Here is a 13463-nt window from a genome sequence, read left to right as displayed (position 1 = left end):
ACGGGCGTGCCGAAATCGGTTGCAGGCCGCGTGCGACGGTCTACGGCGCCGGGTCCAAAGTCTGAAAATCAGTCGTCTTCGGGGTCCGGCCCCGGCCGCAGGCGGTCCGTCTCGCGGCGCTCCCGCTTTGTCGGCCGCCCCGCGCCGCGGTCGCGCGTCGCCTGCTCGAAAAGCGTGGGTCTGCCGGCGGGCACGGCGGGAGTCAGATCCTCGTAGAGGAGGCGCGCTTCCTCATAGGGGCCGCGGCGGGAACCGGGCAGCAGCACGCGCACGACGAGATCGCGCCGCTCCAGCGACACCTCGAGCATGTCGCCGGCCCTGATCTGGGCGGACGATTGCGTCTCACGCTTGCCGTTGACGGCCACATGGCCCGCCTCGATCGCCTTCTGAGCGAGCGAGCGCGATTTGATCAGCCGGGCGAAGAACAGCCACTTGTCGAGCCGCTGGCGCATTGCAGGGGCGGACGGCGGCTGCTTTTCCATGGGCTTGACCTACTTCTTCATCTGCTCCTTCAGAGCAGCGAGTTTGGCGAAAGGCGAATCCGGATCGATCGGCTTTTCCTTGCGGGGCGGGCGCCCTTCGAACTTGGAGGGAGACGACTTGTTTCGATCGTGCCGGTCGCCGCGGTCCTTTCGCTGACCGCCCGGCCTTCCTTCGGACCCCTTGCCTTCCTGCGGCTTGCCTTCCCAGGGCTTGCCCTGCGACTTGCCATGAGGAGCCTGCCTGCGACCGCCCTCGCGGCCTTCGGTCTGGCCATGGCGCTGGCCCCCTCGGCGCTGTTCGCCCTGGCGGCCGCCCTGTCGCTGATTGTCCTGACGGGTGCCCGGACGCCACAGGAGCACCGGCTTGGCTTCAACCGGGGCCTCCGGCTCAGCCGGTGCCGCTGCATCGTCGCTTGCCGGCGCCACCGGCGTCGTTGCAGTGGCGGTATCGACGGCGGCTTCCGTCTCTGCTTCCGTCTCTGCGGCAGGCGTCTCGGCAGCCGCGGTTCCGGCCGTTTCCGTCTCTGCGGCAGGCGCATCCGCGGCCTCGGCCTCGGCGCCCGTATCCGCTACGCTGGCACCGGCCTCTTCGGCAGACGCCGTGTCCCCGTTCTGGCTTGCCAGGAAAGCTGCCGCCTCTTCGGCCGGCACGGCGTCGGCGCGATAGCCGAGACCCTTGAGGATTTCCTCCATGTCATCCGGCGTCGCCCCGAGAATGGACAACATCGACGTCGTCGCGACGAAACGGCGGCCGTCATAGGCGCCTTCCGGACGGGGCGACGTCCCCGGCTTCCACTGCAGGAGCGGACGGATGAGATCGGCAAGCCGCTCGAGGATATCGATCCGCACAGCGCGCTTGCCGAGGAAGCGGAAGCCCGCGAGCTTGTAGAAGGTCCGCTCGAAAGACGGATCGGTGACGACCGAGGTACGGCCGGCGGCAAGCATCGGGATGAGCTCGCCGTAACCGGGCTTGTCCAGCCCGTCATTCTTCAGTGCCCAGAGAAGCGTGATCAGCTCCGCCGGAGCCGGCTTCAAAAGCGCGGGGAGGAAGATGTGATAGGCGCCGAAGCGTACACCGTATCTGCGAATCGACGCGCGGCTCTCCTGATCGAGCGACTTCACGTCTTCGGCGACGTCGCGACGGAAGAGCACGCCGAGATTCTCGACGATCTGGAAGGCGAGACCCTTGGCGAGACCCTCCAGATCCTCGGCGCGCGAAATGTCGTCCAGCGGCTTCAGCACCGTGCTGATGTGATGGTTCACGAAACGCTCGATCCGCGCCAGGACATGTTCGCGGGCATTAGCCTGAAGCTGGTCGTCGGCAAGCAGGATGACGCGGGGACGCATGACGTGGTCGCTCGCCGTGAGCCGCGCGACCGGATCGCCGAGCCAACGGACAAGACCGTCCGACGACAGAGCCAGGTCGCCATTGCCGGCCGCATGGAGACGAGCGGCGCGCGCTTCGAATTCCAGCGCGAGCGCCTTATGGGCGGCACCCTGAACGGCCTTCGCGTCCGTTCCCTCGCTGCCCGCGGCGAGCGTGAACCGGAAACCGGCTAGCTGACCCACATGGTGTCCCTCGACGAAGACATCACCATTCACACTGATTTCTGCTTCCAGCATCGCATTCTCTCTCAGGCGCTTCATGAGCACAGATGTCCTGCGATCAACAAAGCGTTTCGTCAACCTTTCATGTAGCGCGTCGGACAATCGATCTTCGATTTCCCGCGTCTTTTCTTGCCAGTGTGTCGGATCGGCAAGCCACCCGGGCCGGTTGGATACATAGGTCCAGGTCCTGATCTGCGCAATTCGCGCCGAAAGTGTGTCGATTTCGCCGTCCGTATGATCGGCGCGCCGGACCTGTTCGGCCATGAAATCCTCGTTGACCGTGCCATGGCGAACGAGGTCGGCATAGATGGTCGAGATCAGATCCGCATGCTGAGCCGGCGTGATGCGGCGATAATCCGGGAGCGCGCAGGCTTCCCAGAGCTTCTCGACGCGCTCGGACGCCGTGGCGACGTCGACGATCTCCGGGTAGCGGGTCAGATGCTCGAGCGCCTGCTGATCGACGGCCGGGAGCGCCCGTGCCAGGCCGGATACCGCCGGTGCGGCCTCGAGGCTCTTTTTCAGTGCCTTCAGCGAAGAAAAGTCGAGCGCCTTGGAGCGCCATTGCAGCACGCGGACCGGGTCGAACTCGTGCGATTCGATGCGGTGCACCAGCTCCTCGTCGAACGGATCGACGCGTCCGGTCACGCCGAAGGTCCCGTCCCGGACGTGCCTGCCCGCGCGCCCCGCGACCTGGGCGAGCTCCGCCGAATTAAGGTTACGGTACTGGTAGCCGTCGAACTTCCTGTCCTGAGCGAAGGCGACATGATCGACGTCGAGGTTCAGCCCCATGCCGATGGCGTCGGTCGCCACGAGGTAGTCGACTTCCCCCTCCTGATAGAGCGCCACCTGGGCATTGCGGGTTCGCGGCGAAAGCGCGCCCAGTACCACGGCCGCGCCGCCGCGCTGGCGCCGGATGAGCTCCGCGATCGCATAGACCTCGTCGGCCGAAAAGGCGACGATTGCCGAGCGGTTCGGCAGGCGGGTGATTTTCTTGGAGCCGGCATAGAGAAGCTGCGACATGCGCGGCCGCTCGACGACGGTGATGCCGGGCAGCAGATATTCGAGGATCGGCCGCATCGTCGCGGCGCCGAGCAGCAGCGTCTCGCCGCGGCCGCGCAGGTGCAGTATCCGGTCCGTGAAGATATGGCCGCGTTCGAGATCGCCCGCGAGCTGAACCTCGTCGATCGCCACGAAGGAGGCCGTGGTCTCGCGCGGCATCGCTTCCACCGTGCAGACCGAAAAGCGGGCGCGATGCGGGGCGATCTTTTCCTCGCCCGTGATCAGCGCGACATTGTGGTGGCCGACCTTCTCCACGAGACGGGTATAGACCTCGCGTGCGAGCAATCTCAGCGGCAGCCCTATGACGCCGCTGTCATGCGCGATCATGCGCTCGATCGCATAATGGGTCTTGCCGGTATTGGTGGGTCCGAGCACCGCGGTCACGCCGCGGCCGCTCAGGATCATGGATTGAAAAGACAAGGTCTCTATCCCGGGCAGTCTCTACAGCACCGCGCTTCCTTGGTCGCGCAAAGCTCGCTGCAGTGCTGATTTGGCGTATATATAATCCTTAAAACGGCTCCGATTTAAGGAACACGTATGGTGAGCCGGCGCGCGTTCACGCTCCGGCGGGAAACAGATGCCTATGCGACGTGCCAAACGCAAGGGTTCACGGGGAATAAATGCGCCAAGCGGCACACCATATCTTGCGGCTCCCCTTTCAACTGCAGTTCTGGATTCTGGAACAGCGACGGAACGAATCAGAGACGAATCGCTGACTCGCGCTGATTCACTTTATGTTCACGGCTATATATAGATTTCAACATCTAGTTACGCACCAGATGCTGAATCCAAGGGGAGGATCATCCCTCGGAAGTCGCCGATCGGCTTCCATTGTCGTCATTGCAGCCTTTGACCACGCAAAAGGATTCCGAATCCAAGAGTCTGGAAAGATTGAAAAATTTTAACGGGATTCGCCGCCGATCGGCCGAGTCCGGAAATAGGAATCGCTTCACAGGCACCCGCTCCCGCATGGGCAGAGCGGCGCCGACTCGCCCGGAGGAACGTTTTCCCCTTTCGTTCGCCACAATATCTAGTGGCACCTATAGACATCGGGGGCAGGCTTCAGCATGGACACGGATGCGAGATCCGAGGGCCAAAACGGAATCCGGCGCCCCGAAGGGCGCCGAAAAAAAGCCGCAGGCACCACGCCTCAGGCGAAGTACTGGCCCCCATTGGCCGAAATCGTCGAGCCGGTGATGAAGCCCGCGTCGTCGGAAGCGAGAAACACGACGCAGCGCGCCACTTCCTCCGGCTCGCCCAGGCGTCCCACCGGTATCTGCGGAATGATCCGCTCGTTGAGCACCTTTTCCGGAACGGCGCGCACCATCTCGGTGCCGATATAGCCGGGGCAAATCGCGTTGACGGTGATCCCCTTCGCCGCCCCTTCCTGGGCCAGCGCCTTGGTCAGGCCGAGATCGCCGGCCTTGGCGGCGGAATAGTTCACCTGGCCCATCTGCCCCTTCTGGCCGTTGATCGACGAGATGTTGACGATGCGCCCGAAACCGCGGTCGCGCATGCCCGACCAGACCGGATGCGTCATGTTGAACACGCCGGTGAGATTGGTGCCGATCACTTCGCCCCACTGTTCCGGCGTCATCTTGTGGAACATGGCGTCACGGGTGATGCCGGCATTGTTGACGAGGATGTCGACCGGTCCGAGGTCCGCCTCGACCCTGGCGATGCCATCGACGCAGGCCTGATAACTCGATACGTCCCATTTATAGACGGGAATGCCGCTTTCCTGCTCGAAGGCCTTGGCCCTCTCGTCATTTCCGGCATAGTTTGCGGCCACCTTGTAGCCCGCAGCCTTCAACGCCACGCAAATTGCGGCGCCAATGCCGCGGGATCCGCCCGTTACCAGTGCTACCCTGCTCATACTCGCCTCCCGCTCGGTTGAACCAAATTCGCAAAAGCACACCCCTGCAGCCCGGCGAGCCCGGGCCGCTGATGTCCATCGTCCGATCCGAAACTTGCCCGCATTGCAGGCGGCCGGTTACAGGCGTTCCACGCACATGGCGACGCCCATGCCGCCGCCGATGCACAGGGTGGCAAGCCCCTTGGAAACGCCGCGCCGCTTCATTTCGAAAAGAAGCGTGTTCAGCACGCGGGCACCGGAGGCACCGATCGGATGGCCGATGGCGATCGCTCCGCCATTGACGTTGACGATCGAAGGATCCCAGCCGAGGTCCTTGTTGACGGCGCAGGCCTGAGCCGCGAAAGCCTCGTTCGCTTCCACGAGCTCGATGTCGGCGACCGACCAGCCGGCTTTTTCGAGGGCCTTGCGCGATGCGGGAATGGGGCCGGTGCCCATGATCTGCGGGTCGACGCCTGCCGTCGCCCAGGAGACGATGCGGGCAAGCGGCTGGATGCCGCGCCGGGTCGCCTCGGCCTCGGTCATCAAGAGCGCCGCGGCGGCGCCGTCGTTGAGACCCGAAGCATTGCCCGCGGTCACGGTACCTTCCTTGTCGAAGGCCGGGCGGAGCTTTGCGATCGAATCGAGCGTGGCACCGTGGCGGATGTACTCGTCCTGATCCACGGTTACGTCGCCCTTGCGCGTCTTCACGACGAAAGGCACGATCTCGTCGGCAAAACGCCCGGCCTTCTGGGCCGCTTCCGCCTTGTTCTGGGAGGCAAGCGCGAATTCGTCCTGTTCCTCGCGCGTCAGCTGCCATTTCCGCGCAACGTTCTCGGCGGTGATGCCCATGTGGTAGCCGTAGAAGGCATCCGTCAGGCCGTCCTTGATCATCGTGTCGATCATCTTGTAGTCGCCCATCTTCACGCCGCCGCGCAGGTGCGCGCAATGCGGCGCCATGGACATCGACTCCATGCCGCCGGCAACGATGACCTTCGCATCGCCGGTGGCGATCTGCTGCATGCCGAGCGCCACGGCGCGCAGGCCCGAGCCGCAAAGCTGGTTCATGCCCCAGGCGGTCTTTTCCTGCGGGAGGCCCGCCTTCATCGCCGCTTGCCGTGCAGGATTCTGCCCCTCGCCTGCCGGCAGCACCTGGCCGAGGATCACCTCGTCCACCTCGCCCGCTTCGACGCCCGCCCGCTCGAGCACCGCCTTGATGGCGGCCGCGCCCAGTTCGTGCGCGGGAGTGTTGCCGAAGGCGCCATTGAAGGAGCCCACGGCCGTGCGGGCCGCGCTGGCGATGACGATCGAGGGATTGCTCATGGGACGTTCCTCATATTTGCTTTGCCTGATGGAGGCAGACTGGCAAAGGGAGGAGCGTGAGTCAAACGGCTAGTTGCACTGCCGCAAAAGCTTCACGGTGGCTTGTCGGCGCTTGTTCGCAGCTGCGTCGCCGCATTGCACAAAGAGATTGTCAGTGGCGCTCTTTTGCGGATACTCTGAAAAATACAATAAAGACGGGACCATGGGTAAGAGGAGACCCTGATGGGGAAAAACGAAGGCCAGATCGTCATCAAGAAATATGCGAACCGGCGCCTCTACAATACCGGTACGAGCACTTACGTGACCCTCGACGACCTGGCTGTCATGGTGAAGAGGGGCGAGGACTTCATCGTGCAGGATGCCAAGTCCGGCGAAGACATAACCCATTCCGTGCTGACGCAGATCATCTTCGAGCAGGAGTCGAAGACCGGCAACACGCTTCTGCCGATTTCCTTTCTCCGCCAGTTGATCTCCTTTTATGGCGACCAGATGCAGATGGTCGTACCGAGCTATCTCGAGCACTCGATGCAGGCCTTCACCGAACAGCAGGCGCAGATGCGCGAGCAGATCACCAAGGCCTTCGGCGACACGCCGATCGGCAAGAACCTGAAGGTGCCGTTGCAGCTCGTCGAGGAACAGGTCCGGCGCAACACCGAAATGTTCCATCAGGCCATGCAGATGTTTTCGCCCTTCATGGCCGCCCCGCCGGCCAAGGAAACCAGGAAGGCCGAGGCGAAGGACATCGACGAACTGAAGGAACAGCTTCGCGCCCTTCAGACGAAACTGGACAATCTGGGCTGAACTTCCGCGATGCTTCTCCGTGATGGCAGGGGCTCCAGCCCCTCACCCCGCTTGCAGGGAGAAGGTGGGCGGCAGGCCGGATGAGAGGCGCGCTCGTCCAAGCCATCAGACATTCGCACCAAAAGAAAAAGGGCCGGCAATGCCGACCCTTCGAACTTCATCCGCAGGCGGAAACGCTTATGCGTTTTCCTTCGGCGTCAGGACCTGGCGGCCGCGATACATGCCGGTCTTCAGGTCGATATGATGCGGGCGGCGCAGTTCGCCGGAGTTCTTGTCTTCGATGTAGGTCGGAGCCTTGAGGGCGTCAGCGGAACGGCGCATGCCACGCTTGGACGGGCTCGTTTTTCTTTTCGGTACAGCCATTTCATTCTCCACTTATCGGGCAAAACACTGTTCAGCAGCCGAAAATGGCCGGGTCAAACAGATGTCGATCTCGGAATTTCGCGCGCTTATACATGTCGAACCGCACTTTGACCAGTCCCCGCGCGCAAATTTTCGACTCCCCTCGGGAAGCCTCGATCCGCTTCAGGCCTCGTCCTCCGGCACGATCCAGGTTTCGGCTCTTGCGGCCTCCTCCCACCTGCGGAAGGCCGGATGCGCCTTGACGGCGTCCATATAGGCGAGCGTCGCCGAATCCGTCACGAGTTCATAGGTCTCGAAACGGTTGACGACCGGAGCGAACATCGCGTCGGCCGCGGTGAACCGGCCGAAAAGGAACGGCCCCCCTGATCGCTCGACCGACTCCCGCCAGATCGTCTCGATCCGCGCCACATCCTCGCTGACGCCATCCGGCAGAGCGATCGACTTTCTCGGCCGGCGGATATTCATCGGGCAGGCGCCGCGCAGCGCCCGGAAGCCGGAGAGCATCTCCATCGAGTAGCTGCGCGCACGGGTACGATCCGCGCGGTCCTCCGGCCAGAGACCCGCATCCGGGAAAAGCTCCGCCGCGTATTCGATGATCGCGAGCGACTCCCAAACGCGGTTTTCGCCATGGTGGAGCACCGGAACGCGTCCTGTCGGCGAGATTTCGCGGAACCGCGGATTGCCGGCCGCAAAATCGAAAGGAATAACGACATCCTCGAACGGAATGCCGCAAGCCGTGAGCGCGAGCCAGGGGCGCATCGACCAGGACGAATAGTTCTTGTTGCCGACATAGAGGACGAGCTTGGTCATGATCTGTCTCCGCTGAAACCGAGGGCAGACTTGCCACATCGGCACCGGACAAACCAATGAATTGGTTTCATCTTAATCATAAAGGCAGGTGATGTAACCGCCGGAGCGGCTGGCACGGCGCTCGATCACGCCGGCGAGGCGCCTGAGACCGCGCCCGGGCTTTCCCGCATTGCGGTCGATCGGGTTGGGCAGCGAAACGGCGAGGAGAGCGGCCTGCCGGCGCGAAAGCTTCGCCGCCGAAACGCCGAAATGATGACGGGCGGCGGCCTCGATCCCGTAGATGCCCTCGCCCCATTCGGCGACGTTCAGGTAGATCTCCATCAGGCGCCGCTTGCTCCAGGCGAAATCGGCTGCGATCGCCAGCGGCAGTTCCATCGCCTTGCGCACGAAGGAACGGCCGTTCCAGAGGAACAGGTTCTTGACCGTCTGCATCGGGATCGTGCTGGCGCCACGCGTCTGTTCGCCGTCGAGCGCGTCCTCGACGACGCCACGCATCTGCGCCCAATCGATGCCGGCATGAGCGCAGAACTGCCCGTCCTCCGACATCATCACCGACTGGACGAGCACCGGCGCGATGTCGTCGAATTCCACCCACTGCCGGTCATAGCCGCGCAGCAGCACGAGGTCGCGCAGCATCAGTGTCGAGACCGGGTGAATGAACTCCAGGAGATAGAGGACGATCAAGGCATAAGGCAGGATGAGAACGGAGAGGACGACGAGAACGAGCCGACGCCACCGCGAGCGCCACGTCCTGCGCGTGGCTGTCCGGCGACCGGCGGACAACTCCGCCTCCTCGCGTTCTTCCGAAACGATCTCCACGCCCCGTCCGTCCACCTCTTTTCCGCCCGCCTCTTGTCCCATTCACCCTCTCATATGCGATGGCGAGCGAAAGTTGAACGGCCTTTCTCGCAAAAGGCAAGGCTCTGCAGCGCCGTCGTCCCCGGACCGGCCCTGTGCGCGCGACGCAAAACCCCGTTGAAAGCCGCTCCGCCGCATGTCAAAGAGCCTCTATGACAGACGAAAGATCATCCTTTCCGGCGCGCCTCAGGACCAACGCGGCCGCAGTCGAAGCGCTGCTCGAGACGTTGCTCGGCCCGGCCCCGGGCGCGGGCGAAATCGCCCGCCCGGAAAACCTGCTCGGCGCCATGCGCCATGGCGTGCTCAACGGCGGCAAGCGGCTGAGGCCTTTTCTCGTCGCCGAAAGCGCGGCCCTCCTCGGCGGCGATGCGGAAGCGGCGCTCAGAACAGGCGCCGCGCTCGAATGCATCCACTGCTACTCACTCGTCCATGACGACCTTCCGGCCATGGACGACGACGACATGCGCCGCGGAAAGCCGACGGTGCACGTCGCCTTCGACGAGGCGACGGCGATCCTCGCGGGCGACAGCCTGCTGACCTTCGCCTTCGACATCATCGCGGCGCCGGAAACGGCGCTTTCCGACCGCCAGAAGACGACGCTCGTGCTGGCGCTCGCGCGCGCGGCCGGGCATGGCGGCATGGCCGGCGGTCAGGCGCTCGACCTTGCCGCCGAAAAGAGTGCTCCCGACGAAGCCGGCATCGTCCTTTTGCAGTCGATGAAGACAGGAGCCCTCATCCGCTTCGCCTGCGAGGCGGGCGCAATCATCGCCGATGCGCCGGCAGAGGACCGCCGACGCCTGCGCGCCTTCGGAGAGAAGATCGGCCTCGCCTTTCAGCTCGCCGACGACCTTCTCGACCTCACCGCCGATGCAGCAATCGTCGGCAAGGCGACCGGCAAGGATGCGGCACGGGGGAAGGGTACGCTTGTCTCCCTGCACGGCCAGCCCTGGGCCGAGCGCCGGCTCGAAAGCCTGGTGGCCGAGGCGGAAGGCCTGCTCGAACCCTATGGGCCAAGCTCGGCGATCCTTGCCGAAACCGCCCGCTTCATCGCCAATCGCAGGAACTGAGCTCATGAGCAAATTCTGGTCGCCGATCGTGGCCGCGCTGAAACCCTACGTTCCCGGTGAACAGCCGCGCATGGCCGATCTCGTCAAGCTCAACACCAATGAGAGCCCCTATGGGCCCTCGGAAAAGGCGCTCGAGGCGATCCGGGCGGCGGCGGACACGGATCTCCGCCTCTATCCGGATCCCGTCGCTCTCGGGCTGCGGGAGACGATCGCCGCGCGCCACAAGGTATCGGTCGGGGAGGTCTTCGTCGGCAACGGTTCCGACGAGGTCCTGGCACACGCTTTCGCCGCGCTGCTGAAGCACGACAGGCCGCTGCTTTTTCCGGACATCTCCTACAGCTTCTACACGACCTATGCGGGCCTTTTCGGCATCGAGGCGGTGGAGGTGCCGCTCGACGCCGCATTCCGCATCGACATCGCCGATTATCGCCGTCCCTCGGGCGCGGTCATCCTGCCGAACCCGAACGCCCCCACCGGCATCGGCCTGCCGCTTGCCGATATCGAAAGGCTGGTGGCCGAGCATCCCGATCAGCCGGTGGTGATCGACGAGGCCTATATCGATTTCGGCGGCGCATCCGCAATCGGGCTCGTTCCGAAATACGACAATCTGCTCGTCGTTCAGACCTTCTCCAAGTCACGCGCCCTGGCCGGCCTGCGCGTCGGCTTCGCGATCGGCCAGCGCCCGCTGGTCGAGGCGCTGGAGCGCGTCAAGGATAGCTTCAACTCCTATCCGCTCGGACGCACCGCCCAGGCGGGTGCAACGGCTGCGATGAAAGACGAGGCATGGTTCGAGGTTACCCGCGGCAAGATCATCGCCTCGCGGGCGAAGCTGACGAGCCAACTCGAAAAGCGCGGCTTCGAGGTCCTGCCGTCGCAGGCAAACTTCGTCTTCGCCCGCCACCCCCGACATGCGGGCCAGACGCTGGCGGCGAAACTGCGCGAAAGGGCTGTGATCGTCCGCCATTTCGCCAAGCCCCGAATCGCGGATTTCCTGCGCATCACCATCGGCACCGACGCGGAATGCGCCAAGCTGGTCGCGGCACTCGACGAGATTCTGTAAGGCAGCGCAGAATCGGGTGCTGCCGCAAAATGCTGCAGGTGGCTACGGCCATACCTCCCATTGGCATCAACGGAGGCCTCGGCTACTGTCCCGTTCGCAAGGACAATCGGACGCCGTCATGCTGGACCTTACGCCCTATCTGCCGCAGCTCCTCGTCGCCTGGACGGCCTATGTCATCGCCGTTGCCTCGCCGGGGCCCGCGGTTCTGGCGATCATCGCCACCTCGATCAGCCGGGGGAGACGCGCAGGCCTCGCGCTCGCCTTCGGCGTGCTGAGCGGCAGCTACACCTGGGCGATGCTGACGGCTTCCGGCCTGTCGGCCCTTATCCGGACCTATGGCCAGGCGATCATCGTCCTGAAGATCGCCGGCGCCTGCTACCTGTTCTGGCTTGCCTATAATGCGCTCAGAGCGGCGATGCGGGGCGACGCCCGACCGTCCGCCCTTCGTGTGCCCCCGACCTCCTCGCTCAAGAAGCTTTACCTCAAAGGTCTCGGGATCCACCTGACCAATCCGAAGGCGATCTTCGCCTGGATGATGCTGGTTTCGCTCGGGATGCCGGAGGGAGCGCCGGTCGGCGTCACCGCCGCCTTCATCGTCGGCTGCATGCTGATCGGTCTCGTGACCTTCTGCGGCTTCGCGATCGTCTTCTCGCTCGCGCCGGTCCATCGGGCCTATCTGAAATCGCGGCGGATCATCGAAAGCCTGATGGCCGGCTTCTTCGCCTTTGCCGGCTTCAAGCTTTTGACGGCGCGGCTTTGATCCTCGATACTACTCCGCGGCCGCCTGGCCGTGGCCGAAGCGTTTCTCGATATAATCGGCGACGAGCAGCTGAAAGTCCTCGGCGATCTTCGGTCCGCGCAGCGTCAGCGCCTTCTGCCCGTCGATAAAGACGGGTGCGGCCGGCATTTCGCCGGTTCCAGGAAGCGAAATACCGATATCGGCATGCTTGCTCTCGCCGGGGCCGTTGACGATGCAGCCCATCACGGCGACCTTCAGCGCCTCGACGCCCGGATATTTCTCACGCCAGACCGGCATGCTCGCGCGGATATCCTCCTGGATCTTCTGGGCCAGTTCCTGGAACACGGTCGAGGTGGTGCGGCCGCAGCCCGGACAGGCCGCGACCACCGGAATGAACTGACGGAAGCCCATCACCTGCAGTAGCTCCTGCGCCACCTGCACCTCGCGCGTGCGGTCGCCGCCGGGCTCGGGCGTCAGGGAAATGCGGATGGTGTCGCCGATGCCCTGCTGCATCAGAATGCCGAGCGAGGCGGAAGAGGCGACGATGCCCTTGGTGCCCATGCCCGCCTCGGTGAGGCCGAGATGAAGCGCATGGTCGGAACGGGCGGCGAGCATCGCATAGACGGCGATCAGGTCCTGCACGCCCGAGACCTTGGCGGACAGGATGATGCGGTTGCGCGGCAGGCCCAGCTCCTCTGCAAGTTCCGCCGAGAGAAGCGCCGATTGCACGATCGTCTCGCGCATCACCTGCTGTGCCGTCAGAGGGGAGCCATTCGCCTGGTTCGCGTCCATCAGGCGCGTCAGCAGTTCCTGATCGAGCGAGCCCCAGTTCACCCCGATGCGAACCGGTTTGTCGTAGCGGATTGCCATCTCGATGATTTCGGCGAACTGCTTGTCCTTCTTGTCTTTGAAACCGACATTGCCGGGATTGATGCGGTATTTCGCAAGCGCCTCGGCACAGGCCGGATGATCGGCGAGCAGCTTGTGACCGATATAATGAAAATCGCCGACGAGCGGCACGTCCATGCCGAGGCGCAGGAGCCGCTCGCGGATCTTCGGCACGGCCGCGGCGCTCTCGTCGCGATCGACCGTGATGCGCACCAGCTCCGAACCTGCCTTGTGGAGTGCGGCCACCTGCGCCACCGTCGCATCGATATCGGCCGTATCGGTGTTCGTCATCGACTGGACGACGACCGGAGCACCGCCACCGACGATCACGCCGCCGACATCGACGGCAACCGAGGCGCGGCGCGGCTGTGGCTCGAAATCGAAGGCAGAAGACATGAAGGCCTCTTCTTGGGTCCGTTGCTGCAGAGCGGAACGCGCACGGACCGCCCGATACTTTCACTTTTCAGGTGGCGAAGGAACGCCCGCTTGTCAACGGCAACATCACGCGCTGACGGCGAATTGATGGCAGCGGCTACGCGAGCAGTCGCTTGCG

At 64.0% G+C, this 13463-nt stretch carries 12 protein-coding genes; 4 read left to right on the top strand and 8 right to left on the bottom strand.

Features of this window, described 5'->3' with window-relative positions:
- Positions 1–68: 68 nt before the first annotated feature.
- The 4 genes from AC5J09_RS26745 to AC5J09_RS26730 all read right to left on the bottom strand — a co-directional run bounded on the left by AC5J09_RS26745 (position 69) and on the right by AC5J09_RS26730 (position 6324).
- Positions 69–482, bottom strand: a complete 414-nt coding sequence (locus AC5J09_RS26745; protein ID WP_018097418.1) for an RNA-binding S4 domain-containing protein — start codon at positions 480–482, stop codon at positions 69–71.
- 9 nt (positions 483–491) lie between these two features.
- Positions 492–3554, bottom strand: coding sequence for a helicase-related protein (locus AC5J09_RS26740; protein ID WP_494299136.1), 3063 nt, complete (start codon positions 3552–3554; stop codon positions 492–494).
- A gap of 745 nt (positions 3555–4299) precedes the next feature.
- Entirely contained in the window at positions 4300–5025 is a 726-nt protein-coding gene (locus AC5J09_RS26735) for a beta-ketoacyl-ACP reductase (RefSeq protein WP_018097420.1), read from the bottom strand.
- 117 nt (positions 5026–5142) lie between these two features.
- Positions 5143–6324: an acetyl-CoA C-acetyltransferase gene (locus tag AC5J09_RS26730; RefSeq protein WP_100672683.1), complete on the bottom strand. Its 1182-nt coding sequence runs from the start codon at positions 6322–6324 to the stop codon at positions 5143–5145.
- A gap of 222 nt (positions 6325–6546) precedes the next feature.
- Between AC5J09_RS26730 and phaR the strand changes: the two genes are divergently transcribed.
- On the top strand, positions 6547–7125 hold the full coding sequence (gene phaR, locus AC5J09_RS26725; protein ID WP_003535770.1) for a polyhydroxyalkanoate synthesis repressor PhaR: 579 nt from the start codon (positions 6547–6549) through the stop codon (positions 7123–7125).
- Between the two features lie 177 nt (positions 7126–7302).
- Here the strand turns inward: phaR and rpmF are convergent, their stop codons facing one another.
- The 3 genes from rpmF to mtgA form a co-directional block, all read right to left on the bottom strand.
- Positions 7303–7488, bottom strand: a complete 186-nt coding sequence (gene rpmF, locus AC5J09_RS26720) for a 50S ribosomal protein L32 (RefSeq protein WP_003535764.1) — start codon at positions 7486–7488, stop codon at positions 7303–7305.
- 162 nt (positions 7489–7650) lie between these two features.
- Positions 7651–8298: a glutathione S-transferase family protein gene (locus AC5J09_RS26715; protein WP_494298969.1), complete on the bottom strand. Its 648-nt coding sequence runs from the start codon at positions 8296–8298 to the stop codon at positions 7651–7653.
- Between the two features lie 72 nt (positions 8299–8370).
- The gene (gene mtgA / locus AC5J09_RS26710) at positions 8371–9159 is read right to left on the bottom strand and encodes a monofunctional biosynthetic peptidoglycan transglycosylase (RefSeq protein WP_494298968.1); all 789 of its coding nucleotides are present in this window, start codon (positions 9157–9159) and stop codon (positions 8371–8373) included.
- A 149-nt stretch (positions 9160–9308) separates the two neighbouring features.
- Between mtgA and AC5J09_RS26705 the strand changes: the two genes are divergently transcribed.
- The 3 genes from AC5J09_RS26705 (at position 9309) to AC5J09_RS26695 (ending at position 12043) form a co-directional block, all read left to right on the top strand.
- On the top strand, positions 9309–10223 hold the full coding sequence (locus tag AC5J09_RS26705) for a polyprenyl synthetase family protein (protein ID WP_324762529.1): 915 nt from the start codon (positions 9309–9311) through the stop codon (positions 10221–10223).
- 4 nt (positions 10224–10227) lie between these two features.
- Positions 10228–11283 carry a histidinol-phosphate transaminase gene (gene hisC, locus AC5J09_RS26700; protein ID WP_494298967.1) on the top strand — a complete coding sequence of 352 codons (1056 nt, stop codon included), beginning with the start codon at positions 10228–10230 and terminating at the stop codon, positions 11281–11283.
- 118 nt (positions 11284–11401) lie between these two features.
- On the top strand, positions 11402–12043 hold the full coding sequence (locus AC5J09_RS26695; RefSeq protein ID WP_275597126.1) for a LysE family translocator: 642 nt from the start codon (positions 11402–11404) through the stop codon (positions 12041–12043).
- Positions 12044–12052: 9 nt separating this feature from the next.
- Here AC5J09_RS26695 and ispG read toward each other — a convergent pair whose 3' ends face one another.
- Positions 12053–13306, bottom strand: a complete 1254-nt coding sequence (gene ispG, locus AC5J09_RS26690; protein WP_018097436.1) for a flavodoxin-dependent (E)-4-hydroxy-3-methylbut-2-enyl-diphosphate synthase — start codon at positions 13304–13306, stop codon at positions 12053–12055.
- Positions 13307–13463: the final 157 nt, after the last annotated feature.

The sequence above is a fragment of the Sinorhizobium sp. genome (genome assembly GCF_059070375.1).
This window is presented reverse-complemented; position numbering and strand designations above follow the sequence as displayed.

What these genes read in the sequence shown, in the direction of transcription:
- mtgA (WP_494298968.1), bottom strand. Translation starts at nt 9,159, where the DNA reads ATGGGACAAGAGGCGGGCGGAAAAGAGGTGGACGGACGGGGCGTGGAG.
- AC5J09_RS26715 (WP_494298969.1), bottom strand. Translation starts at nt 8,298, where the DNA reads ATGACCAAGCTCGTCCTCTATGTCGGCAACAAGAACTATTCGTCCTGG.
- AC5J09_RS26705 (WP_324762529.1), top strand. Translation starts at nt 9,309, where the DNA reads ATGACAGACGAAAGATCATCCTTTCCGGCGCGCCTCAGGACCAACGCG.
- phaR (WP_003535770.1), top strand. Translation starts at nt 6,547, where the DNA reads ATGGGGAAAAACGAAGGCCAGATCGTCATCAAGAAATATGCGAACCGG.
- rpmF (WP_003535764.1), bottom strand. Translation starts at nt 7,488, where the DNA reads ATGGCTGTACCGAAAAGAAAAACGAGCCCGTCCAAGCGTGGCATGCGC.
- ispG (WP_018097436.1), bottom strand. Translation starts at nt 13,306, where the DNA reads ATGTCTTCTGCCTTCGATTTCGAGCCACAGCCGCGCCGCGCCTCGGTT.
- AC5J09_RS26740 (WP_494299136.1), bottom strand. Translation starts at nt 3,554, where the DNA reads ATGATCCTGAGCGGCCGCGGCGTGACCGCGGTGCTCGGACCCACCAAT.
- AC5J09_RS26695 (WP_275597126.1), top strand. Translation starts at nt 11,402, where the DNA reads ATGCTGGACCTTACGCCCTATCTGCCGCAGCTCCTCGTCGCCTGGACG.
- AC5J09_RS26730 (WP_100672683.1), bottom strand. Translation starts at nt 6,324, where the DNA reads ATGAGCAATCCCTCGATCGTCATCGCCAGCGCGGCCCGCACGGCCGTG.
- hisC (WP_494298967.1), top strand. Translation starts at nt 10,228, where the DNA reads ATGAGCAAATTCTGGTCGCCGATCGTGGCCGCGCTGAAACCCTACGTT.
- AC5J09_RS26745 (WP_018097418.1), bottom strand. Translation starts at nt 482, where the DNA reads ATGGAAAAGCAGCCGCCGTCCGCCCCTGCAATGCGCCAGCGGCTCGAC.
- AC5J09_RS26735 (WP_018097420.1), bottom strand. Translation starts at nt 5,025, where the DNA reads ATGAGCAGGGTAGCACTGGTAACGGGCGGATCCCGCGGCATTGGCGCC.